21 protein-coding genes are annotated in these 21,634 nt (G+C 70.8%); 10 read left to right on the forward strand and 11 right to left on the reverse strand.

The genetic code is table 11. The annotated features are described in order from the left end of the window. Nucleotides 1-24: 24 nt before the first annotated feature. Nucleotides 25-414, forward strand: coding sequence for a HesB/IscA family protein (locus tag ABEG17_RS15620; RefSeq protein ID WP_406830399.1), 390 nt, complete (start codon nucleotides 25-27; stop codon nucleotides 412-414). Nucleotides 415-546: 132 nt separating this feature from the next. Here ABEG17_RS15620 and ABEG17_RS15625 read toward each other — a convergent pair whose 3' ends face one another. Then, nucleotides 547-1,272: a flavodoxin family protein gene (locus ABEG17_RS15625; RefSeq protein WP_406830400.1), complete on the reverse strand. Its 726-nt coding sequence runs from the start codon at nucleotides 1,270-1,272 to the stop codon at nucleotides 547-549. An 89-nt stretch (nucleotides 1,273-1,361) separates the two neighbouring features. Here ABEG17_RS15625 and ABEG17_RS15630 point away from each other — a divergent pair, with 89 nt between their 5' ends. After that, nucleotides 1,362-2,348, forward strand: coding sequence for a carbohydrate kinase family protein (locus ABEG17_RS15630; RefSeq protein ID WP_406830401.1), 987 nt, complete (start codon nucleotides 1,362-1,364; stop codon nucleotides 2,346-2,348). Between the two features lie 3 nt (nucleotides 2,349-2,351). Further along, entirely contained in the window at nucleotides 2,352-3,032 is a 681-nt protein-coding gene (aat, locus tag ABEG17_RS15635; protein ID WP_406830403.1) for a leucyl/phenylalanyl-tRNA--protein transferase, read from the forward strand. A 6-nt stretch (nucleotides 3,033-3,038) separates the two neighbouring features. Here the strand turns inward: aat and ABEG17_RS15640 are convergent, their stop codons facing one another. After that, nucleotides 3,039-3,383, reverse strand: coding sequence for a sulfurtransferase TusA family protein (locus ABEG17_RS15640; protein ID WP_406830404.1), 345 nt, complete (start codon nucleotides 3,381-3,383; stop codon nucleotides 3,039-3,041). After that, complete coding sequence (locus ABEG17_RS15645) at nucleotides 3,380-4,582, reverse strand: aminotransferase class V-fold PLP-dependent enzyme (protein WP_406830405.1); 1,203 nt, start codon at nucleotides 4,580-4,582, stop codon at nucleotides 3,380-3,382. Before ABEG17_RS15645 ends, ABEG17_RS15640 begins: the two co-directional genes overlap by 4 nt. A 96-nt stretch (nucleotides 4,583-4,678) precedes the next feature. Between ABEG17_RS15645 and coxB the strand changes: the two genes are divergently transcribed. The 5 genes from coxB (at nucleotide 4,679) to ABEG17_RS15670 (ending at nucleotide 10,286) form a co-directional block, all read left to right on the forward strand. After that, nucleotides 4,679-5,575: a cytochrome c oxidase subunit II gene (coxB, locus tag ABEG17_RS15650; protein WP_406830406.1), complete on the forward strand. Its 897-nt coding sequence runs from the start codon at nucleotides 4,679-4,681 to the stop codon at nucleotides 5,573-5,575. Further along, nucleotides 5,575-7,374, forward strand: a complete 1,800-nt coding sequence (gene ctaD / locus ABEG17_RS15655; RefSeq protein WP_406830407.1) for a cytochrome c oxidase subunit I — start codon at nucleotides 5,575-5,577, stop codon at nucleotides 7,372-7,374. Before coxB ends, ctaD begins: the two co-directional genes overlap by 1 nt. A gap of 2 nt (nucleotides 7,375-7,376) precedes the next feature. Continuing rightward, nucleotides 7,377-7,778 carry a cytochrome c oxidase subunit 4 gene (locus tag ABEG17_RS15660; RefSeq protein ID WP_406830408.1) on the forward strand — a complete coding sequence of 134 codons (402 nt, stop codon included), beginning with the start codon at nucleotides 7,377-7,379 and terminating at the stop codon, nucleotides 7,776-7,778. Nucleotides 7,779-8,112: 334 nt separating this feature from the next. Continuing rightward, nucleotides 8,113-9,264: an Ig-like domain-containing protein gene (locus ABEG17_RS15665; protein ID WP_406830409.1), complete on the forward strand. Its 1,152-nt coding sequence runs from the start codon at nucleotides 8,113-8,115 to the stop codon at nucleotides 9,262-9,264. A gap of 35 nt (nucleotides 9,265-9,299) precedes the next feature. Further along, complete coding sequence (locus tag ABEG17_RS15670) at nucleotides 9,300-10,286, forward strand: alkaline phosphatase family protein (RefSeq protein WP_406830410.1); 987 nt, start codon at nucleotides 9,300-9,302, stop codon at nucleotides 10,284-10,286. Here the strand turns inward: ABEG17_RS15670 and ABEG17_RS15675 are convergent. The 5 genes from ABEG17_RS15675 to ABEG17_RS15695 form a co-directional block, all read right to left on the reverse strand. Beyond that, nucleotides 10,283-10,624, reverse strand: a complete 342-nt coding sequence (locus tag ABEG17_RS15675) for a metallopeptidase family protein (RefSeq protein WP_406833217.1) — start codon at nucleotides 10,622-10,624, stop codon at nucleotides 10,283-10,285. The two genes, ABEG17_RS15670 and ABEG17_RS15675, sit on opposite strands and share 4 nt — an antisense overlap. A 121-nt stretch (nucleotides 10,625-10,745) precedes the next feature. Continuing rightward, nucleotides 10,746-12,500, reverse strand: coding sequence for a cytochrome bc complex cytochrome b subunit (locus tag ABEG17_RS15680; protein ID WP_406830411.1), 1,755 nt, complete (start codon nucleotides 12,498-12,500; stop codon nucleotides 10,746-10,748). Continuing rightward, complete coding sequence (locus ABEG17_RS15685; protein ID WP_406830412.1) at nucleotides 12,497-13,585, reverse strand: Rieske 2Fe-2S domain-containing protein; 1,089 nt, start codon at nucleotides 13,583-13,585, stop codon at nucleotides 12,497-12,499. The genes ABEG17_RS15680 and ABEG17_RS15685 overlap by 4 nt, the downstream gene beginning before the upstream one ends. 85 nt (nucleotides 13,586-13,670) lie before the next feature. Further along, nucleotides 13,671-14,453, reverse strand: coding sequence for a c-type cytochrome (locus ABEG17_RS15690; protein ID WP_406830413.1), 783 nt, complete (start codon nucleotides 14,451-14,453; stop codon nucleotides 13,671-13,673). 67 nt (nucleotides 14,454-14,520) lie between these two features. Next, nucleotides 14,521-15,192, reverse strand: a complete 672-nt coding sequence (locus ABEG17_RS15695) for a heme-copper oxidase subunit III (RefSeq protein WP_406830414.1) — start codon at nucleotides 15,190-15,192, stop codon at nucleotides 14,521-14,523. A 164-nt stretch (nucleotides 15,193-15,356) separates the two neighbouring features. Between ABEG17_RS15695 and ABEG17_RS15700 the strand changes: the two genes are divergently transcribed. Together ABEG17_RS15700 and trpD are read left to right on the forward strand one after the other, a co-directional pair. Beyond that, nucleotides 15,357-15,809 (forward strand): hypothetical protein, encoded by a 453-nt coding sequence (locus ABEG17_RS15700; protein ID WP_406830415.1) that lies wholly within the window; start codon nucleotides 15,357-15,359, stop codon nucleotides 15,807-15,809. 5 nt (nucleotides 15,810-15,814) lie between these two features. Continuing rightward, the gene (trpD, locus tag ABEG17_RS15705) at nucleotides 15,815-16,873 is read left to right on the forward strand and encodes an anthranilate phosphoribosyltransferase (protein ID WP_406830416.1); all 1,059 of its coding nucleotides are present in this window, start codon (nucleotides 15,815-15,817) and stop codon (nucleotides 16,871-16,873) included. Nucleotides 16,874-16,883: 10 nt separating this feature from the next. Here the strand turns inward: trpD and ABEG17_RS15710 are convergent, their stop codons facing one another. The 3 genes from ABEG17_RS15710 to ABEG17_RS15720 all read right to left on the reverse strand — a co-directional run bounded on the left by ABEG17_RS15710 (nucleotide 16,884) and on the right by ABEG17_RS15720 (nucleotide 21,599). Beyond that, entirely contained in the window at nucleotides 16,884-19,415 is a 2,532-nt protein-coding gene (locus tag ABEG17_RS15710) for an SCO7613 C-terminal domain-containing membrane protein (RefSeq protein ID WP_406830417.1), read from the reverse strand. A 143-nt stretch (nucleotides 19,416-19,558) separates the two neighbouring features. Next, nucleotides 19,559-19,843, reverse strand: coding sequence for an Lrp/AsnC family transcriptional regulator (locus ABEG17_RS15715; protein ID WP_406830418.1), 285 nt, complete (start codon nucleotides 19,841-19,843; stop codon nucleotides 19,559-19,561). A 40-nt stretch (nucleotides 19,844-19,883) separates the two neighbouring features. After that, nucleotides 19,884-21,599, reverse strand: a complete 1,716-nt coding sequence (locus ABEG17_RS15720; RefSeq protein WP_406830419.1) for a DEDD exonuclease domain-containing protein — start codon at nucleotides 21,597-21,599, stop codon at nucleotides 19,884-19,886. Nucleotides 21,600-21,634: the final 35 nt, after the last annotated feature.

A 21,634-nucleotide genomic window follows, 5' to 3' on the forward strand; every position in this document is an offset into this window, starting at 1 on the left:
CACCGACATGAAGGACGCATCACGATGAGTGTTCAGGACCAGACCGCTCCGGCCGCCAGCGAGGCTCCGGCCGAGGCCGCCGAGACGACCCACGGCGTCCTCCTCTCCGACGTCGCCGCTGCCAAGGTCAAGTCGCTGCTCGAGCAGGAGGGTCGTGACGACCTGCGCCTGCGCGTCGGCGTCCAGCCCGGCGGTTGCTCGGGCCTGATCTACCAGCTCTACTTCGACGAGCGCACCCTCGACGGTGACCTCGTCCGTGACTTCGACGGTGTCGAGGTCGTCGTCGACCGCATGAGCGCTCCGTACCTCGAGAACGCCAGCATCGACTTCGCCGACACCATCGAGAAGCAGGGCTTCACGATCGACAACCCCAACGCCGGCAGCTCCTGCGCCTGCGGCGACTCCTTCAGCTGAGCTCGTCGCGGCACCGGCCGCACGACGAAGGGCCCCACCACCTGGTGGGGCCCTTCGTCGTCCCGGTGTGCCGCCGGTCCGGTCGACGACGTTGCGACGAGGGACGGCGCCGGATGCGTGCTCCGGGAAGAGTCAGCGGTACTCGGGGTTGGGGTGCTCCGGGTAGTCGAACCTGGCGCCGGCGTCCCACTCGGTGCGCTGGTTGCCGCCGACGGGGAAGCCTCCGGCGGCCTTGAACATGGCCGCGAGGTGCATGAGGTTCCACGTCATGAACGTCGTGTTCCGTTGGGTGAACTCGTTCTGGGGGCCGCCGCTGCCGGGGTCCAGGTAGGACGGACCCGGGCCTGCCTCGCCGATCCACCCAGCGTCGGCGCCGGGCGGGATGGCGTAACCGATGTGCTGCAGGCTGTAGAGGATGTTGGACGCGCAGTGCTTGATGCCATCCTCGTTGCCCGTGATGATCGCGCCACCGACCTTGCCGTAGTAGACGTACTGGCCGGAGGCGTTCGTCATCGAGGAACCGGCGTAGAGCCGTTCGATGAGCTGCTTGGTCACCGAGGAGTTGTCGCCGAGCCAGATGGGCCCGGCCACCACGAGGATGTCGGCCTGCACGATGCGCGAGAAGAGCAAGGGCCACTCGTCGCGGTCCCACCCGTGCTCGGTCATGTCGAGGTAGACGCCCGTCGCGACGTCGTGGTCGATCAGCCGGACCTGCTCGACCTCGACGCCGTGCTTGGCCATGATGGACGCGCTCACGTCGACGAGGCCCTGGGTGTGGCTCTGCTCGGGTGACCGCTTGAGGGTGCAGTTGACGTACACCGCGCGCAGTCCCGAGAAGTCGTGCTGGAGTTCGCTCATGGCGGCATGCTCCTCCGCCCATGCCCGGGCGGCAATGGTTGCGGGGCGATGGATGCCGGGGTGCTGGTGACCGGGTAGGTTTCCGGACTGTGCAGATAGCCATCACCGGGTCCATCGCCACCGACCACCTCATGACCTTCAAGGGCAGGTTCCGCGACTCCCTCGTCGTCGAGCAGCTCGACAAGGTCTCCCTGTCCTTCCTCGCCGACGACCTCGAGGTCCGCCGCGGCGGGGTCGCCGCCAACATCGCCTTCGGCATGGCGGGGCTGGGCCAGCGCCCGATCCTCGTCGGCGCCGTGGGCGAGGACTTCGCCGACTACCGCAGCTGGCTCGAGCGGCACGGCGTGGACTGCGCCTCGGTGCACGTCTCGGACTCCAGGCACACGGCGCGCTTCGTCTGCACCACCGACGAGGACATGGCGCAGATCGCCACGTTCTACGCCGGGGCGATGAGCGAGGCCCGCGCGATCGAGCTCGGTCCCATCGCCGACCGGGTCGGTGGACTCGACCTCGTCGTCGTGGGGGCCAACGACCCCGAGGCGATGCTGCGCCACACCCGCGAGTGCCGCTCGCGCGGCATCCCCTTCGCCGCCGACCCCAGCCAGCAGCTCGCCTTCGCCGACGGTGACACGATCCGCCAGCTCATCGACGGCGCCGACTACCTGCTCACCAACGAGTACGAGGCTGCACTCACCTCGCAGAAGACCGGCTGGAGCACCGAGGAGATCGCCGACCGCGTCACGACGCGGGTCATCACCAAGGGCAAGGACGGCGTGGTCATCGAGCGCCGCGACGAGGAGCCGATCGAGGTCCACGTGGCCCGAGAGGTGCGTCGCGCCGACCCGACCGGCGTCGGCGACGCCTTCCGCGCCGGCTTCCTCACCGGCCTGGCCGTCGACCTCGGCCTGCGGCACTCGGCCGAGCTCGGGTCGATGCTCGCCACCTACGTCATCGAGACGGTCGGCACGCAGGAGTACACGCTGGGCAAGCGCAGCTTCCTGCAGCGACTGGCCGACGCGTACGGCCAGGACTCCGCCGACGCCATCGAGCCCCACATCGCCTGCATCGCCCCCTAGCCCGTGCACGAGCCCATCGAACCGCTCCCGACCCCTTGGGAGTTCGACCTCACGGAGGTCGACGACGGCGAGGACCTCGTCGCCGTCGGGGGAGACCTGCGCGCCGGCACGCTGCTGGAGGCCTACCGCAGCGGGCTGTTCCCCATGGGTCTGGGCGAGCACGGCGACCGGCCGTTGGGGTGGTGGTCGCCGGATCCGCGCGGGGTCCTGTTGCCGGGCGGTGTGCACGCGAGCCGGTCCCTGCGCCGGTCGCTGCGGCAGTTCGAGATGCGGGTCGACACGGCGTTCGACGAGGTCGTGGCCGCGTGTGCGGACCCCGGCCGCGACGGCCGCTGGATCACTCCGGAGATCGTCGACGCCTACACCGAGCTGCATGCGCTGGGGTGGGCCCACAGCATCGAGACCTGGCTCGACGGCAAGCTCGTGGGCGGCCTGTACGGCTTGGCGATCGGCGGCCTGTTCGCCGGTGAGTCGATGTTCCACCGGGTCACGGACGCCTCCAAGGCGGCGGTGCTCGCCATGGCCGGGTACGTCTTCGACGACGGCGACGACCGACGCCTCATCGACGTGCAGTGGTCGACCGACCACCTCGCGACCCTGGGCGTCGTGAGCGTGCCCCGGGAGGACTACCTGGAGCGGCTCGAGCTGGCCCTCGAGCTCGACCCACCCGCCTTCGGCGCCTAGGCCGCCTCAGGCAGGGGAGACGACCCGCACGAGGTATGCCGCGTGCGCACCTTCTCCCGTGGGCTCACGGTCGTGGGAGCCGAGGTACTCCTGACCGCGCATCCGGCACCACGCCGGGATGTCCGCCGCGGCCGCGGGGTCGGTCGCCCACACCTCAACGAGCGTCCCGGGCTCGAGGCCGCGCACCCGCTGGGCCAGCCGGATCACCGGGAGCGGGCAGCGCAGTCCCCGGGCGTCGACCACCACGGTCTCGGCGCCCGACCCCTGACCGGTCCCCGCCGTCAGGCCGCTGCTCCCGGACTCGTCGCCGGTCACCGGCTGGTCGCCGGTGACCGGCTGGTCGCCGGTCACAGGTGGGAGGCCCCGAGCTCGGCGCGGACGGCGGTCACGACCGGGTCGATGAGGGCGGCGAAGGACCGCACGTCGCGCGACCGATGGGGCGCGACCGCCGCCAGGGGCAGGGTGACCCTCGTGTTGCCGTGGGTCAGGGCCCCCATGGCGGCCAGCACGTGGCTGGGCTCGAGGGTGCTCGACGTGCACGCCGACCCTGACCCGACGGCGAAACCCCGACGGTCGAACTCGCGGACCAGCGCCTCCCCGTCGGCGTACAGGGCTGAGAAGGTGAGCACGTGCGGGAGCCGGTCGACGGGGTCCCCGACGACCTCCACGTCGGCGACGGACGCCGCCTTGAGGCGCAGCTGCTCGATGAGGGCGAAGGCCTCAGCCGCATCGGCGGATCGCGTCGCCGCGGTCTGCTGCCAGGCCTCTGCGGCCGCGAGGGCGAGCGGGACCCAGGGCAGGTGCCGGCTCGGACCATGCAGCGTCGCGTCCGGGTCGGCCGGACCGGGGAGAAGCCACCGCGTGCGCTCGGGCACGACCAGCACGCCCAGGCCGCCGGGTCCGCCCCAGGACGTGGCGTCTGCGGCCAGCACGTCGTAGTCGCGCGGCGGGTCCACCCGTCCCAGCGATGCCTGGGCGTCGACCCCGAGCGGCACCCCGGCCGCACGGCAGGCCTCATGGGCGCTCGGGAGCGGCTGCAGGGTGCCGACCTCGCCGTTGGCGTGCTGGAGCAGGGCAGCCACCGTGCCGGGTCGGGCGACGTCGTGCGCCCACGCGTCCAGGTCGACCCGCCCGAGGCGGTCCACGGCCACGAGTCCGGCAAGGTCGGGGTCGCCGGCCCGGGCCGCCGCATGCCGCGCAGGCAGCAGCACGGCCGAGTGCTCAACCGCCGAGGCGACCACGCGTGCACCACGGCGGCGCGCTGCATACCTGAGGCCCTGGGCCATCCACCGCACGGCGGTGGGTCCGTCCGGGGCGAAGGTCACCTCCTCGGGTCGCACGCCCAGGCCATCGGCGAGCACCGCGCGGGCGTCGTCGAGGAGGCGGCGGGCGGTTCGCCCCTCGGTGTGCAGGCGTCGTGGGTCGGCCCAGCCGGCGTCGATCGCGGCGGCGAGTGTCTGCCGGGCGACCGGGTGGAGGGGTCCTGGGGCAGCGTCCAGCACGGCCCTCGCAGGGGCCTCGTCCGAGGGCTTCTGGGGGAGGGTCGCCACACCCCGACGTTAGCCGCACCCTGACCTGAGGACAGGTGAGGGCTGGAGTAGGGTTTGTCCTCGATGGCCCATCACTGTTTCGAAGAAGGTGCACCGTTGCGTCAGCTCGACGTCTCTGCGCCGCGCCCTAACCGGCGGCGGTCTGTTAGCAGGAGATCCGCCACCGGCTTCGGCCTGGCGGTCACCACGCTCGTCCTGTCTGGGTGCGCGGGTCGCGCCCAGGACGGGTTCCTGCCGCGTGCGGCCACCGAGGGCGGTGAACGCGTCACCTCCCTGTGGAACGGCGCGTGGATCGCGGCCCTCGCAGTGGGCGTCATCACGTGGGGCCTGATCCTCTGGTGCGTCGTGGCCTACCGCCGCAAGAAGGACGACACCGAGCTCCCGGTGCAGCTGCGCTACAACGTGCCGATGGAGATCCTCTACACCGTCGTCCCGGTGTTCATGATCGCGGTCCTCTTCTACTACACCGCGCGTGACGAGTCCGCTCTCCTCGACACCTCCAAGCCGGCCGACGTGGTCGTCAACGTCGTGGGCAAGAAGTGGAGCTGGGACTTCAACTACGTCAAGGAGCAGACCTACGAGTCCGGCACGCAGGCCGAGCTCACCGGTGAGCCAGGCGCGGAGAAGAACCTCCCGACGCTCTACCTGCCGGTGGGGCAGCGCACCGAGTTCGTGCTCACCTCGCGCGACGTCATCCACTCGTTCTGGGTGCCGGCCTTCCTCCAGAAGCTCGACATGATCCCCGGACGGGTCAACAGGTTCCAGGTCGTGCCCACCGAGGTCGGCACGTTCAAGGGCAAGTGCGCCGAGCTCTGCGGTGCCTACCACTCGCAGATGCTCTTCAACGTCAAGGTCGTCCCGCCGGCCGAGTACCAGGCGCACATCGCCGAGCTGAAGGCCCAGGGCAACACGGGCCAGCTCGACAACAGCCTCAACGTCAACAAGGTGATGAACGAGGACCAGCACCTCGTGCCTAGTGCAGGGAGCAACTGATGGCAGCCGCCACCGAGTCGACCGGGACGTACTTCCGTTCCACGGAGACCACCGCGACCCGTCGCCTCACCAAGGGCCAGACCGTGGTGAAGTGGATGACGACGACCGACCACAAGGTCATCGGCAACCTCTACTTCATCACCTCGTTCATCTTCTTCATGTTCGGTGGGGTGCTGGCGCTGCTCATCCGCGCCGAGCTGTTCCAGCCGGGACTGCAGGTCGTGGACAACCCCGAGCAGTTCAACCAGCTGTTCACGATGCACGGCACGATCATGTTGCTGCTGTTCGCGACGCCGTTGTTCGCCGGGTTCGCCAACGCGCTCATGCCGATCCAGATCGGTGCTCCCGACGTCGCCTTCCCGCGGCTGAACATGTTCGCCTACTGGCTCTACCTCTTCGGTGGCCTGATCGCGTCCGCCGGCTTCCTCACCCCGTCCGGTGCGGCCTCGTTCGGCTGGTTCGCCTACGCACCGCTGTCCGACGCGTCCAACAGCCCCGGCCTGGGCGGCGACCTGTGGGTCTTCGGCCTCGCCCTCGGTGGTTTCGGCACGATCCTGGGTGCCGTCAACTTCATCACCACGATCATCTGCATGCGCGCGCCCGGCATGACGATGTTCCGGATGCCGATCTTCACCTGGACCATCCTCATCACCTCGCTGCTGGTGCTGATGGCCTTCCCGGTGCTCGCCTCCGCGCTCCTCGCGCTCGGTGCCGACCGCAAGTTCGGGGCCCACGTGTTCGACCCCGGGAACGGCGGTCCGATGCTGTGGCAACACCTGTTCTGGTTCTTCGGGCACCCAGAGGTCTACATCATCGCCCTGCCGTTCTTCGGGATCATCTCCGAGATCCTCCCGGTCTTCTCGCGCAAGCCGATCTTCGGCTACAAGACCCTCGTCTTCGCGACGATCGGCATCGCGGCGCTGTCCGTGACGGTCTGGGCCCACCACATGTACGCCACCGGCCAGGTGCTCCTGCCGTTCTTCGCGGTGATGACGATGCTCATCGCCGTGCCGACCGGCGTGAAGTTCTTCAACTGGATCGGCACCATGTGGGGCGGCAAGCTCTCCTTCGAGACGCCCATGCTCTGGTCGATCGGCTTCCTCGTGACGTTCCTGTTCGGCGGCCTGACGGGCATCATCCTGTCCAGCCCCGCGCTGGACTTCCACCTGTCCGACAGCTACTTCGTGGTCGCGCACTTCCACTACGTCGTCTTCGGCACCGTGGTGTTCGCGATGTTCGCGGGCTTCTACTTCTGGTGGCCCAAGTTCACCGGGCGGATGCTCGACGAGACGCTGGGCAAGGTCCACTTCTGGATGCTGTTCTTCGGCTTCCACACGACCTTCCTCATCCAGCACGTGCTCGGCATCGACGGCATGCCCCGTCGGTACGCCGACTACCTGCCCGAGGACGGCTTCACGACCCTCAACCAGATCTCGACGTTCGGCGCGTTCCTGCTCGCTGCGTCCACGCTGCCGTTCCTCTACAACGTGTGGAAGACCTGGCGCACCGCGCCGCTCGTCGAGACCGACGACCCGTGGGGGTATGGCGCCTCGCTCGAGTGGGCGACCTCCTGCCCGCCGCCGCGGCACAACTTCGACACCATCCCGCGCATCCGCTCGGAGCGTCCTGCGTTCGACCTGCACCACCCCGAGGCGGCTCCCGCCGGCGGGCTGCAGGCCGACCCCGACACCCTGACCCGGATCATCGGGCCGGCCGAGGTCGGTGAGGGCGAGCACGCCCACGCCACCGGCGCGCTCGACCACGACAAGCACCCCCGGTTCCACGAGGAGCGCGACTGACCATGAAGATCGAGTACAAGCTCTTCGTCATCCTCGCTGCGTTCTTCGCGCCGGTGGGCCTGGCCTACGGCATCTTCACCCACTGGCGTGAGCCCGTCGGCCCCGCCGGGCTGTTCCTGTCCTCCGGGCTGGGCATCATGATCGCCTTCTACCTGTGGGCGACCGCTCGTCGGCTGCCGGAGCGCCCCGAGGACAACCCCAGCGGCGAGATCGCCGAGCAGGAGGGTGAGTACGGCTTCTTCAGCCCGCACTCCTGGTGGCCTCTGCCGCTGGCTGCTGCCGGTGCGATCGTCTTCCTCGGCCTCGCGGTCGGCTGGTGGCTGTTCATCATCGGTGCGGCACTGGGTGTCGTCGCCCTCGTCGGGTGGACGTTCGAGTACTTCAAGGGACCGCACGCGGTCTGAGCAGCTCCGCGTCTCGACTGGCGCCCTTCCCGCTCGGCGGGTGGGGCGCCGTCGGCGTTCTGGGAGAAAAGGTACGATGGCCGCGCGGCTGCAGGGACTGACCGCGGGACGTGCCGGATCGACAACCTCCAGGGGTCCAGCAGCGTCTGTCGAGCAGGGGACTGCCGCCGATCGGGTGGCAGCCCCCCACACATGACACGAGCGAGGCGCAGCGGTTCGGCGCCGGGACGCAGGGAGATCACACGTGGGGCGTACGACACACCGGTCGCGGAGCCTGCTGGCTACGCTGGGGGCCCTGACGGCCGTCGCGTTGGTCGCCGGGTGCTCGAGCAGCATGGCCGTCCAGACCGGTCCGGCCGCAGGCAGCGCGTCGGGCAGCAGCTCCACGTCCGTCGCGACACCCACGCCGACCCCGACGCCGGCCGAGCTCGACGTGTCACCGGCCGATGGCGCCACCGGGGTCCGGCCCGACCAGCAGGTCAGCGTCAAGGCGGTCACGGGTGACCTCGGCACCGTCAAGGTGACCGACGCCAAGGGCACCCAGGTCGCGGGCAAGGTCGCCGGCGACGGGACCTGGTCGAGCACCTCGCGTCTGGCGCCCAGTGCGACCTACACGGTGGCCGTGGCCGCCAAGGGCGTGGACGGGACACCCTCGAGCACCACCTCGACGTTCCGGACGCTCAAGCCCAAGGTGACCGCGACCTACGGCATCCTCAACTCCGGCGCCACGGTCGGGGTCGGGATGCCCGTCGCGATCCAGTTCGACTCCGCCGTGGCCGACGCCGCGATGCGCGCCGAGGTGGAGAAGCGGGTCAAGGTCACCACCAGCCCCAAGCAGCCAGGGGCGTGGGGCTGGCTCGACAGCCGCCAGCTCATGTGGCGCCCCGCCACCTACTGGAAGCCGGGCACCACCGTCGCCGTCACGGCGCCGCTGACGGGGCTGCAGACCGGAACGGACAAGTGGATCGGCAACGACGACAGCGCCAGCTTCACCGTGGGCTCGTCGATGATGTCGACCGTGGACATCAAGGCCCACACCATGACGGTCCGGCGCGGGGGACAGGTCCTCAAGGTCATCCCGGTGAGCACCGGACGCCCCGGCAAGCTGACCGAGACCCGTTCGGGCACCAAGGTGATCATCCGCAAGGAGGGGCACGTGACGATGGACTCCACGACGCTCGGGATCCCCAAGGGCAAGCCGGGGTACTACAAGGAGGAGACGGACTGGAACCTGCGGGTCACCTGGACCGGTGAGTACCTCCACTCGGCCCCGTGGTCGGTCAGCGCGCAGGGCCACACCAACGTCAGCCACGGCTGCGTCAACATGTCTCCGGCGAACGCCAGGTGGATGTTCGACAACTCCAAGATCGGCGACGTCGTCACCTTCACCGGCTCCAACCGTCCGTTCCTGCCCACCGAGGGCATCGGCGTGTGGCAGTACTCGTACAAGGCCTGGCAGGCCCAGAGCGCCCTGCACCACAGCTGACCCAGCCCCTCCCGTCCCGCCCGCAGGAGTCGCAGATGAATGCTCGGTTGTTCGTCGCGGCACTGGCTGCCGTCGCGCTGGGGAGCTGCTCGGGCAGTGGTGCAGCAAGGGCTCCCGCGGCCTCCGCGTCGACGGCCAGTGCCTCGACCAGTTCGAACACGGCCCCGTCGTCGACCAGTGCCACCTCATCGACCAGTTCGACCTCGTCGACGGCTGCGACGTCGTCGACCACAGCGCTCACGCCGACGAAGGTGACCAAGGTGCTGGTCGTCGTCGTGGAGAACCACTCCCTGGCCCAGATGCAGTCCGCGATGCCCTACACGTTCGCCCTGGCCAAGCGGTACGGCTACGCCGACCACTACACGGCCATCCGGCACCCCTCCCTGCCGAACTACCTGGCCATCGCCTCCGGCAGCACGCACGGGGTCACCGACGACCGTGACCCCTCCGCCCACCGCCTCCACGGGGCGACCGTCTTCGGGACGGCGGTGGCCGCCCGGCGCACCGCCGGGGTCTACGCGGACGCCATGAGCGCCCCCTGCCGCGCCACCAGTGCAGGACGGTATGCCGTGCGGCACAACCCGTGGACCTACTTCGTCGACGAGCGGGTGGCGTGCCAGAAGTACGACCGCCCGATGGGCTCGTTCACCACCGCCGTCCGCGCTGGCACGTTGCCTGCCGCGGGCATGCTCGTGCCGGACCTGTGCCACGACGCGCACGACTGCTCGCTGGCCACGGCGGACGCCTGGTTCCGCGACCGCATGCGCACGATCACCGCCGGGCCGGACTGGCGATCGGGACGACTCGTCGTCGTGCTCACCGCAGACGAGGACGACCGCACGGCCGGCAACCGGGTGCTCACCGTGGTCGCACACCCGGCGCTGTCCCACGTCGTCGTCCACACGCCGATGACGCACTACTCGCTGACCCGGCTCTACGCCGAGGTCACGCACACCCGCGCGCTCGGCTCCGGCGTGAGCGCACCGTCGATGGCGCGGGCGTTCGGGCTGCGGACCAGCTAGGCCCAGCCCAGGGCGTGCAGCCGCTCGTCGTCGATCCCGAAGTGGTGGGCGATCTCGTGCACCACGGTCACCGCGATCTCGTCGAGCAGCTCCTCGCGGTCCTCGCACATCCGACACAGCGGCCCACGGAAGATCGTGATCCGGTCCGGCAGGGCCCCGGCCCAGCCGTCGCCGCGATCGGTCAGAGGGGTGCCGTCGTAGACCCCGAGCAGATCGGGATCCTCCGGCGGTGGCTCGTCCTCGACGAGGAAGACCACGTTGTCCAGCAGCGCCATCAGCTCGGCCGGCACCTCGTCGAGCGCGTCACCCACCGCCTGCTCGAACTCGCTTGCCCCCATGTCCACCACGCGTCCAGCCTGCCACGGGGGCGCCGAGAGCCGTGCAGCCCCCCAGAAAGCGGTATGCCGCCCGCTCCAGAGGAGCGGACGGCATACCGGTCGATCGGTGTCGGAAAGAGCCTCAGGGGCGCTTGCCGGGCTTGCGGTGCGAGCTCTCGAGGGCGGGGCGGGCAGCCTCCTCGTGCGGAGCCTCCTCGATCGCCTCGAGGGCGTGGCCGTCATGGTGCGCCGCGGCGAGCTCGGCCGGGGTGACCGGGTCGATGCGGTCCTTGAAGTAGAACTCCGACAGGGCCGCGCGCACCTTGTCCTTGCGGGCGGTGGGGGAGGCGACACCGTGCTCGTCGGTCCCCGCCGTGAGCTGCAGCGGCTCCTGCCTGTCGTGCTGCACGAGCAACCAGCGGGTGTACTCGTCGAGCGGCTCGTGCTGCTCGAAGAACTTGCCGTCGGCGGTGCGGACGATGCGGCCGGTCTCGCGACCGTGCAGGACCAGGTCGCGGTCACGGCGCTGCAGCGACAGGCAGATCCGCTTCGTGACCCAGAAGGCGATGACGGGGAAGACGAAGAACCCTAGGCGGAACAGGTGCGTGAGGTCGTTGATCGACAACCCCAGCTTGATCGCCATGAGGTCGTTGGCTGAAGCAAACATCAGCACGCCGTACATCGTCAGCGCTGCCACGCCCAGCCCGGTGCGGGTGGGGTTGTTGCGTGGCCGGTCGAGCAGGTGGTGCTCCCGCTCGTCGCCAGTAACCCAGCGCTCCAAGAAGGGATAGACCGCCATGAGCCCGTACATCACGGGGATGAGCAGGATCGCGCCGATCATGACGTTGAAGGAGAACGTGAAGCCGAAGGCCGTGAACTCCAACCAGCCAGGCAACAGGCGCAGCGCGCCGTCGGCGAAGCCCATGTACCAGTCGGGCTGGGCACCGGCGGTGACGGCTGTCGGGTCATAGGGGCCGTAGGCCCAGATCGGGTTGATCGTGACCAGGGCCGAGATCAGCACCGTGACCCCGAAGACGATGAAGAAGAAGCCACCGGCCTTCGCGGCATACACCGGCATGACGGGGAAGCCCACGACGTTGTCGTTGGTCTTGCCCGGACCGGGGTACTGCGTGTGCTTGTGGATGAAGACCAGGCCGATGTGGGCGACGAAGAGGCCGACCAGGATCGCGGGCAGCAGCAGCACGTGGACCGAGTAGAGGCGGGGGATGATCGCCTCGCCGGGGAAGGCGCCGTCGAAGAGGAAGTACGACAGGTACGAGCCGACCACGGGCACCGAGCGCATGAAGCCCTCGGCGGCGCGCAGGCCGGTGCCGGAGAGCAGGTCGTCCGGGAGGGAGTAACCGGCGAAGCCCTCGACGAGGGCGAGCATCGACAGGATGCAGCCGATCACCCAGTTGATCTCACGGGGCTTGCGGAACGCACCCGTGAAGAAGACGCGCAGCATGTGCACCGACAGGGCGACGATGAACATCAGCGCGGCCCAGTGGTGGATCTGCCGGATGAGCAGCCCGCCACGGATGTCGAAGGAGATGTCGACCGTCGAGCGGTAGGCCTCGGAGACCGTGACGCCGCGCAACGGCAGGTATGAGCCGTCGTAGACGACCTGACCCGCGCTCGGGATGTACCAGAACGTGAGGAACGTGCCCGTGATCAGACAGATGATCATCGAGTACATGGCGACTTCGCCGAGCATGAAGGACCAGTGGTCGGGGAAGACCTTCTTCATGAGGTAGCCGACGGGCTTGGCAGCACCCGTGCGGTCGTCGAGCCAGCCGGCCACGCCGCCGACCGCCTTCATGCCACCGGCTGCCGGGGCCTCGGGGCGCTCGTCATCGGCGCGGAGCCGATCTGCGCCCGAAACGGTGTGAGTACTCATCCACGCTCCCAGAAGCTCGGGCCGACAGCCTCGCGAAACGGGGAGTCGGCCACCAGGTAACCCTCGGAATCAACGGTGATCTTCAGCTGCGGCAGCGGTCGCTTGGCCGGGCCGAAGATGACCTTGCAGTCCTGCGTCACGTCGAACGTCGACTGGTGGCAGGGGCACAGCAGGTGGTGCGTCTGCTGCTCGTACAGACCCACCGGGCAACCGACGTGGGTGCAGATCTTGGAGTAGGCGACGATGCCCTCGTGACCCCAGTCGCGCTCCTTCTGGGGCTTGATGTCGTCGGGGTTGAGGCGCATCAGCAGGACCGCAGCCTTGGCCTTGTCCTCGAGGACGTGCTCGGAGTCCTTGATGGACTCGGGCAGGACGTGGAAGACCGAGCCGATCGTGACCTGGTCGGCGCGGATCGGCGTGCGCTCCGGGTCGCGGACCAGGCGGTCGCCCTTCTTCCAGATGGTCTTGGACAGGGCATCCTTGGGCACCGGGCCCAAGCCTGCCACGAGCGGCACGACCAGCGTGATGGGCGGCAGGGCCAACGCACCCAGCAGCGAGTACTTGATCAGCGGGCGACGGCCGAGCTGGGCCTTCTCCCCGCCGGCTGTCAGCTCGGAGACGACGCGCTGGCGGTCCTCGTCCTTGGCGCGCTGCGGGTGGCGGTACTCGACCGACTCCGCGTCGGGCATCAGCGTCTTGGCCCAGTGCACCGCACCGACACCCACACCGAGCAGGGCGATGGCCATGGTGACGCCGATGACGACGTTGTAGAGGCTGGCGCTGCCTACCCCGGGGATGAAGGTCGTGCTCTCCTTGTCGATGGCGAAGAACGCCACGATGAAGGCGACCGTGGCCAGCGCCGACAGGCCGAACAGCGTGGCGACCTGCTTCTCAGCTCGCTGGGCTGCCTTCTCGTCGAGGTCGGCCATGCGGGCCACGTGCGGCGGGAGGCCGGGGTTCTCGAACCGCTCGGGGAGGCCCCCGGTGCCTTCGACGTGGCCCTGGTCGAGCCGCACCGCCGAGGCGCCGTAGCCGTCCGAGCCCGTGCCGACGACCTCGCCGTGGGGCGTGCCGTTTTCGCTCATCGTGAGATCGATCCTGTCGCTTCGCAGTCGTGAGTTCCATGGTGCGCCCAGGGCGCGGATGTGGCCAGCCGGTGTGACGCGGGCATCACGCGGCCTTCTTGCCCAGCCACACGGCGAAGGCGACCATGATGCCGAGCCCGAACACCCAGACGAACAGGCCCTCGGAGACGGGGCCGAGGTTGCCCAGGGCCATGCCGCCGACGTTCTCCTGCTTGTCGACCGAGTGCAGGTAGGCGACGATGTCGTTCTTGGACTCGGGGGCGATGTTGGTGTCGCTGAAGACCGGCATCGACTGCGGGCCGGTGACCATGGCCTCGTAGATGTGCTTGCCCTCGACGTTGCGCAGGGACGGGGCGTACTTGCCTCGGGTCAGGGCACCGCCGGACCCGGCGAAGTTGTGGCACATGGCGCAGTTGACGCGGAACAGCTCGGCGCCCTTGGCGACGTTACCGCCGACCCCGCTCGAGACGTCGGCGTCCGGCACGGCCGGGCCGGGCGCGAGCGAGGCGATGTAGGCAGCGACGGAGCTGATCTGCTCTTTGTCGAACTGGACCTTCTTCTGTGGGGCCTGGACACCGGGGGCGGCCAGCGGCATACGACCCGTGCCCATCTGGAAGTCCACGGAGGCGGCGCCGACGCCGGCCAGGCTCGGGCCGGCCTTCGTGCCCTGGGCCTGCATGCCGTGGCACGTGGCGCAGTTGGCGAGGAAGAGCTTCTTGCCGTCCTGCACCTGGGTGGCGGAGGCGGTGGCGGCGTCCGCCTGCTTGGGGGCGAAGGTGGAGTAGGCGACGCCGGTGACGACGAGGCCGAGCAGGATGAGCAGGGCGATCGCGGCAGGGTGTCGGCGGCGGGCGGCCAGGGCGTTCACAGGGCGGTCCTGTCGGTGGGGGCGGGCAGGGGGGAGGACGTCGGCGAGGAGGTCATGGCGCAGCCGGTCACTGGAGGAGGTAGATGGTCGCGAACAGCGCGATCCACACCACGTCGACGAAGTGCCAGTAGTAGGAGGTCACGACGGCGCCGGCAGCCTGGGCGTGGCTGTAGTGCCGGGTCGTGAACGTGCGGCCGATGATGAGCAGGAAGGCCAGGAGGCCACCGGTCACGTGCAGGGCGTGGAACCCGGTGGTGAGGTAGAAGACCGAGCCGTAGGGGTCGGACGACAGCGTGATGTTCTCGTGCACCAGCTCGGAGTACTCGAGCACCTGCCCCGACACGAAGATGGCGCCGAAGAGGTACGTGAGGACGTACCACTCGCGCATGCCCCACTCCTTGACGGCCAGCAGCTTCGCGGTGCCGCGGTGCGCCTTCCCGTGCTCCGCGGCGTGGACGCCGAGCTGGCACCACACCGAGGAGATCACGAGGATGATCGTGTTGACCGAGGCGTAGGGGACGTTGAGGATCTGCGTCTTCTCGGCCCAGAGGTCGGGCTCCACCGAGCGGATCGTGAAGTACATCGCGAACAGGCCCGCGAAGAACATCAGCTCGCTGGCGAGCCAGACGATGGTGCCGACCGACACCATGTTGGGTCGGGACACGGGCCCGTGTCCGGGGATGCTCCCGGTCGATCGGGGGACGTCGGAGGTCACTGATGCTGTCGCCACGAGCGCCATTATTGCCCATTCCCGGACGGGCACACCGGCGACCCCCCGACGGATGCCCGACAGACGCCGGACAGCCGGTCCACAGGTTGCGCAGGACGGTCGCGGCCGGGTCCGCTGGCGCGCTCGACAGCCGTGCGACAGCCCTTCCCGGTCACACCGGTAGCATCTGCGCCATGACCGCTTCGCACGCGACCGCCGCCGACTCGACCGCCCCCACGGGGTCCTCGGCTCGCCAGATCTCGGTGCTCCTCTACAGCGACGACCGCACCACCCGTGACGCCGTCCGCGTCATCGTGGGACGCCGTCCGGCGCGCGACGTCGAGGTGGCGTCGTGGCGTGAGTGCGCCACCGCGGCCGCCGTGATCGAGGCCGTGGAGTCCACGCACTTCGACGTCCTCGTGCTCGACGGGGAGGCGGCGCCGGTCGGGGGCCTCGGACTGTGTCGCCAGCTCAAGAGCGAGATCTTCAGCTGCCCCCCGGTGCTGGTGCTCACCGGTCGCCCGCAGGACGGCTGGCTCGCGACGTGGTCGCTCGCCGACCTCGCCGTGCCGCACCCGCTCGACCCGATCGCCCTGGCCGGTGCCGTGGCGGAGCTCGGTCGACGCGGACGCCCGAGCGCGTCCTGACCACCGTGTCCGCACAGGCCGGCGCCGCCTACACCTGGCCGGACCTGCTCTCCCTGCTCCTGGCAGGCCAGCACCTCACGGGTGACCAGGCTTCCTGGGCGATGGACCAGGTCATGAGCGGGGAGGCCTCGGCGGTGCAGGTCGCCGGGTTCCTCATCGCGCTGCGCGCCAAGGGCGAGACCGTCGAGGAGCTGCGCGGCCTCGCCGACATGATGCTGGCCCACGCCAACCGCATCGTGGTGCCCGAGCCGAGCCTGGACATCGTGGGGACCGGTGGTGACCGTTCGCACACCGTCAACATCTCCACGATGGCCTCGGTCGTCATCGCGGCGAGCGGCATCCGGGTGGTCAAGCACGGCAACCGCGCGGCGTCCTCGTCCTCGGGCTCGGCAGACGTCCTCGAGGCCCTCGGCGTCAGCCTCACCCTGTCGCCCGAGCGGGTGCAGCAGGTCGCTGCCGAGGCCGGCATCACCTTCTGCTTCGCCCAGACGTTCCACCCCGCGATGAGGCACGCCGCCGCGGCGCGCAGCGGACTGGGGGTGGGCACCACCTTCAACGCCCTGGGTCCGCTCACCAACCCGGCGCAGCCGACGTATGCAGCCGTCGGCGTCGCCGACCCGCGGCTTGCCACCCTGATGGCCGGGGTGTTCGCCGACCGGGGCAAGGACGCCGCGGTGTTCCGGGGCGACGACGGGCTGGACGAGCTGACACTGAGCACGACGTCCACCGTGTGGTGGGTCCGCGGTGGGTCGGTCACGCAGCGGACCCTCGACCCGCGAGACCTCGGCCTGGACCGTGCGCCGATCGAGGCGCTGCGCGGCGCCGACGCTGCCTACAACGCCCAGGTCGCCCGCGACCTGTTCGACGGCGCCCGTGGCGCAGTGCGTGACGCCGTCGTCCTCAACGCCGGCATCGCGCTGGCCCTGACCGAGCCGGACCGCGGCACCGCGGACGCCGACTTCGTCGCCGGCGTGCGCGCAGGCATGGACCGCGCCGAGCAGGCGCTGGACTCGGGTGCGGCCGCGCAGCGGCTCGCCGCCTGGGCCGCGGCCACGATGGCCTGATCGCTCCCGGTCACGACATCGAGCTGAGCCAGCTCACGGCGTGCCGGGCGTTCGCCCTGCTCTGCTCGTACCGTGCGCCCACCAGGAGCAACGCGATGCCGAGGCTGCCGAGGGTGAGGTAGCGCGGAGCACGCAGGGTGAGCGGGCCCAGCTGGGTCACGGCCACCAGGGCTGCCGCCAGGGCTCCCACGACGACGAGGGCCTGCCAGCGGCGCCACGCGCCCACGGCCAGCAGGGCCACCGCCGCCGTGACGGTCACGAGGGCACGCGGGACGTCGTCGACGACCGCCGTGGCCAGGGCCGAAGGGAGCAGCCCGACGGACAGGGCGGGTCCAGCCGTCAACCAGGAACGGTCACCGAGCTCGCGGTGCGACCAGAGGCCGGCTGCGAGGAGCAGGAGGGCGAGCGGCAGCGTGTAGGCCTCGAGCCGCGTGATGTCGGCGTCGAGGAGCTCGATCCACGTCGCGCTGGTGAACCCGACCACCGCGAGGGTGACGATGCCGCGGCGGTGCGGGAGGGCGGCATACCCGACGGCGACGAGGGCGTATGCCGCGCAGGCGCCGGCCGCCGCGTGCGGCCAGGACCGGTCGAGTGCGACCTCGACGGTGGCGAGGGCCGTGAGCGCCGCTCCGACGCCGAGGACGACCTCGTCGAGGACGCCACGACGCCATCCGGCAAGGGCCACGAGGAGGGCGGCCGTCAGGGCGAGCAACACCCACTGGATCTCGGGTGAGGCCAGGCCACCGAGGAGCCAGACGGCAGCGGTTCCGCTCAGGACCGCCACCGCCTCTGCCAGCGGCCGGACGGGGCGACGCAGGACTGCCGTGGCGCCGGCGACGGCGGCGATGGTGGCCAGGGTCGTGGCGACGATCCCGTCAGGGAGTGCCCTGCTCACGGACTCCAGCAGCGCGAGCGCGAGGGCGACCGCGGCCACCAGGGCGACTGGAACCTCCTCGGACCGCGACGGTCGGGCGAGCGCGCCCCCGGCGAGGAGCAGGCCGAGCACGGTCACTGCGAGGACTTGCGTCGTGGGCGACCCGAGCCCGGACGCGAGGGCGACCGCACCGAGCAGGGCGAGGGCCGCCGTTCCGGCCGAGGCGCCCCGCCACGCCGGGCGCAGGACGGCCGAGGCAGACGCAACCACGGCCACGACGAGCAGCGTGATGGTGGTGGGGACGTCGGCGCCGTGCGCCGCGGCCACGCCGACGAGCAGCAGTGGGGCGAGGCCGGCCTGGCCCAGCAGCCACAGATCGCCCATCGAGTGGGTCACCGGACGCCAGGCGAGGAGCCCGATCGCGGCGGCTCCCACGATGCTGGCAAGGGCGGCGTTGCCGATGGCCCCGAGCTGCAGGCCCAGCGAGCCGACGGCTGCGGGAACGGCCAGGGTGGCGACGACGGCGACCACGCTGAGGGCGCGCCAGTCACCGGTCAGTGCGTGGCGGGACCAGTCGGCACGGACGGCTGCCCGTGAGCCCAGCTGCGCAGCCCGGACGGCCACCACGCGGCGTACGACCAGGGCACCAGCGGCGCCCAGGACGGCGAGCAGGGCGACACAGGCCAGGCCCGCTCCGGTCACGGAGGCGCCCGCGCCCGTTCTGGCTGCGGCGAGGGCACCGATGCTCGCGGCGAGCAGACCCACCACGGCCCAGCCGGAGGCGGGGCCGGACGCGGCCCGCCGGGTCAGGCCGAGCGACTCCGGCAGCAGGAGCCGGGCCGAGCCGAAGAGCACCGCACCCAGGAGCGCCAGGGCTGCGCCCGTTGCCGCGCCGCCGGCGAAGGCGACGATGCCGGCCCAGCCGATCGACGCAGCGGTCAGGGACAGCAGGGCGAAGGCGGCGACGCGGCGGTCCCGGCGGTGCAGGACCGCGAGCACGACGGCGACAAGGAGACCGGCCCCGGCCGTGTAACCCCGGGGGTCCAGGGAGTCAAGGCCCAGGAGGCCGAACCGTCGCGCGGCGGTGACGTCGAGCAGCATCAGCCCACCGGACACGAGGGCGAGGGCCTCCGCGCTGCTGGGCAGCCCACGGCGGGACAGCCGGAACGAGACCAAGGCCGCGAGGGCGGTGAGGCCACCCATGACGACCATCTGGCCGTAGTGGCCGATGAGGAACCAGGCGACGGCCAGCGCGATGGAGGAGGCCACGAGGACCAGGAGGACGCCGACGGCGAGCAGGGTCTGCTGGGTGGTCCAGGTGCGACGCGGTGCCGGTGCCTCGGGACGGGGCCCGGGTGCGGAGGTGAGACTGCCGTGGGCGGCCGGTGCGATGGGCGCACCTCCCGGGACCGCGGTCGCGCTGGCGTCAGCGGCGGTGGCGCTGGTGGCAGCGGCGGTTGGGGCGGCCGCGGCGTCGCTGCTCAGCGGGCCGTGCGAACGCAGGAGGTCGAGCACCTGGAGGCGCTCGACCTGGAGGGCGGCCAGCCGCTGGTCGAGCTCCCACAGGCGTGCGGCGTCGGGTCCGGTGAGGGGCAGCCCGCAGGCGGGGCACCGGACCGGCTGGGCAGGCAGGAAGGCGCCGCAGGACGGGCAGGGGATCGGGGCCATGGGTCCTCGCATCGGTCGACCGGAGAAGCCGCGCACCGTGCACGGTGGCACGAGTGTGGAGCCTGCGGCCGGGCGGCGGATGCGCTTTGCTACTCAGGTCAGCCGGTCGGTGGTCTCGACCCTCCGACGTCGTCGCCCTCGGGTCAGTCCCCGTCGAGCCCCAGGCTGAACGCCGCCTCGAGGTCATGCTTGGAGTAGGTGCGGAAGGCGATGTGGGTGTTGGTGCCGGTGACGCCCTGGACCTTGTTGAGACGTCCTGCGATCACGTCGTGCAGCTCCTCGTGGGCGCGGACGCGGACGAGGGCGATGAGGTCGGCGTCGCCGGCCACGGAGTAGACCTCGCTGACCCCGTCCAGCTCGGCGATCGCCTGGGCGACCTCGGGGATCCGGTCGACTTCGGCGTTGATGAGGACGATGGCGGAGATCACCAGGCCACTGTATCGGCGCGGACTCAGCTGCGGTGGGCGACTATGACGCGGCGACGAAGGCCGAGCGCTGGGATCGTTCCGCCGTGCCCTCGAGGGCCGCGCGGGCACCGGCGGCACCACCGACCGGGCAGGTCCACTCGCCGTCGACATCGACCACGCGCACACCGGGTTGCTCCAGCCACCGCAGGATCTTCTCGGTCTCCTCCGGGATGGCGGCCGGCGCCGGCCACGGCGCGGGCAGGACGACCTCGGCGGCCTGACGCATCGCCTCGACGTAGGGCATCGGGTCTGCCCCACGCGGTGACACCGTCGACGCGGCCAGCCGGCCGTGCCGGACGACGACGAGCTCCCAGCCGCCGGTGGCGGCCCGTCGGGCGGCGACGATCTCGGGGCTCGCTGCGAGCGGCGCGATGCGCTGGGCCCGCGCCATACCGCGGACGAGGGCGAGGAGGCGGTCGCGCAGGGCGCCGGCGTCCTCGTAGCGCTCCTGCTCGGCGAGGGTGCCCATCCGGCCGCGAAGCGCGGTGACGACCTCGCGGGAGTCGCCGACGAGGGCGTGCACGGCGTCCTGGACCACGGCGTCGTACTGCTGGACGGTCTGCGCGCCGGTGCAGGGGGCGCCGCAGCGCCCCATGTCGGCGAGCGCGCACGACCCGACGAAGCGGGTCGGGGAGAGCCGCTGGACGCACTGTCGCAAAGGGATCACCTCGTGCACCGCGGCGACTGCGGCCTCGGCCGAGGCGCGGCTGCCGAAGGGGCCGATGTACTTCGCGCCGTCGGCCCGCACCTCACGGACGATCGACAGCCGCGGGAACGCCTCGACGGTGAGCTTGACCCAGGTGGCCCGCTCGGGGGTCTTGGATCGGCGGTTGTAGCGCGGCTTGTGCTCGGCGATGAGGCGCAGCTCGCGGACCTCGGCCTCCAGGGTGGTGGCGCAGACGACCGGCGTCACGCTCTCGGCGAGGCGCACCATCTCCGCCATGCGGCTGCGGTGCTCCGACGCCGTGAAGTAGCTGCGGACCCGGGTGCGGATGTTGACCGAGGTGCCGACGTAGAGCACCCGCCCGCCGCCGTCCTTGAAGAGGTAGACCCCCGGCTGGTCCGGCAGGCCGTCGGCGAGCCAGCGCTTGCGGCGCTGGGCCGGGCTGACCCGCGAGGTGTAGCTGGCCAGCTCCTCGAGGGTGTGGACCCCCAGGCTGCCGACGCGCCCGATGAGCGCGTGCAGGACGTCGACGGTGGCGCGGGCGTCGTGCAGGGCACGGTGGTCCGGCGTCGTCTGCGCGCCGAAGAGCGCCGCGAGGGTGGAGAGCTTGTGGTTACGGGCCTCGTCGCGCGTGACGAGCTGGCGCGCGAGGTGGACGGTGTCCAGGACCGTGTGACGGGGCCACTCGATGCCCTGCAGGGACGCGGCCATCTTGAGGAAGCCGATGTCGAACCGTGCGTTGTGGGCCACCAGCACCGAGCCCTGGGCGAACTCCAGGAACGCGGGCAGGGCCGACTCGATCCGTGGGGCGTCGGCCACCATCGCGGTCGTGATGCCGGTGAGGGCCTGGATGAACGGGGGGATCGGCAGGTGGGGGTTGACGAGGGTCTGGAACTCCCCGAGCACCTCACCGCCGCGCACCTTGACCGCACCGATCTCGGTGATGGCGGAGTCGGCCGGGCTGCCGCCGGTGGTCTCGAGGTCGACGACGACGAAGGTGACATCGGCCAGCGCCGTGCCCAAGTCGTCGAACGTGCCCTGGACCATCTGCATGTCCCTGACGGTATGTCGGCGGTGTGACAGCCCGG

The organism is Pedococcus sp. KACC 23699, assembly GCF_045348425.1.
Taxonomy (GTDB): domain Bacteria; phylum Actinomycetota; class Actinomycetes; order Actinomycetales; family Dermatophilaceae; genus Pedococcus.

Bases quoted from the DNA above. Each gene is read 5' to 3' on its own strand.
- ABEG17_RS15620 (WP_406830399.1), top strand. From the start codon at position 25: ATGAGTGTTCAGGACCAGACCGCTCCGGCCGCCAGCGAGGCTCCGGCC.
- ABEG17_RS15625 (WP_406830400.1), bottom strand. From the start codon at position 1,272: ATGAGCGAACTCCAGCACGACTTCTCGGGACTGCGCGCGGTGTACGTC.
- ctaD (WP_406830407.1), top strand. From the start codon at position 5,575: ATGGCAGCCGCCACCGAGTCGACCGGGACGTACTTCCGTTCCACGGAG.
- ABEG17_RS15660 (WP_406830408.1), top strand. From the start codon at position 7,377: ATGAAGATCGAGTACAAGCTCTTCGTCATCCTCGCTGCGTTCTTCGCG.
- ABEG17_RS15665 (WP_406830409.1), top strand. From the start codon at position 8,113: ATGGCCGTCCAGACCGGTCCGGCCGCAGGCAGCGCGTCGGGCAGCAGC.
- ABEG17_RS15670 (WP_406830410.1), top strand. From the start codon at position 9,300: ATGAATGCTCGGTTGTTCGTCGCGGCACTGGCTGCCGTCGCGCTGGGG.
- ABEG17_RS15675 (WP_406833217.1), bottom strand. From the start codon at position 10,624: ATGGGGGCAAGCGAGTTCGAGCAGGCGGTGGGTGACGCGCTCGACGAG.
- ABEG17_RS15680 (WP_406830411.1), bottom strand. From the start codon at position 12,500: ATGAGTACTCACACCGTTTCGGGCGCAGATCGGCTCCGCGCCGATGAC.
- ABEG17_RS15685 (WP_406830412.1), bottom strand. From the start codon at position 13,585: ATGAGCGAAAACGGCACGCCCCACGGCGAGGTCGTCGGCACGGGCTCG.
- ABEG17_RS15695 (WP_406830414.1), bottom strand. From the start codon at position 15,192: ATGGCGCTCGTGGCGACAGCATCAGTGACCTCCGACGTCCCCCGATCG.
- ABEG17_RS15700 (WP_406830415.1), top strand. From the start codon at position 15,357: ATGACCGCTTCGCACGCGACCGCCGCCGACTCGACCGCCCCCACGGGG.
- ABEG17_RS15710 (WP_406830417.1), bottom strand. From the start codon at position 19,415: ATGGCCCCGATCCCCTGCCCGTCCTGCGGCGCCTTCCTGCCTGCCCAG.
- ABEG17_RS15720 (WP_406830419.1), bottom strand. From the start codon at position 21,599: ATGCAGATGGTCCAGGGCACGTTCGACGACTTGGGCACGGCGCTGGCC.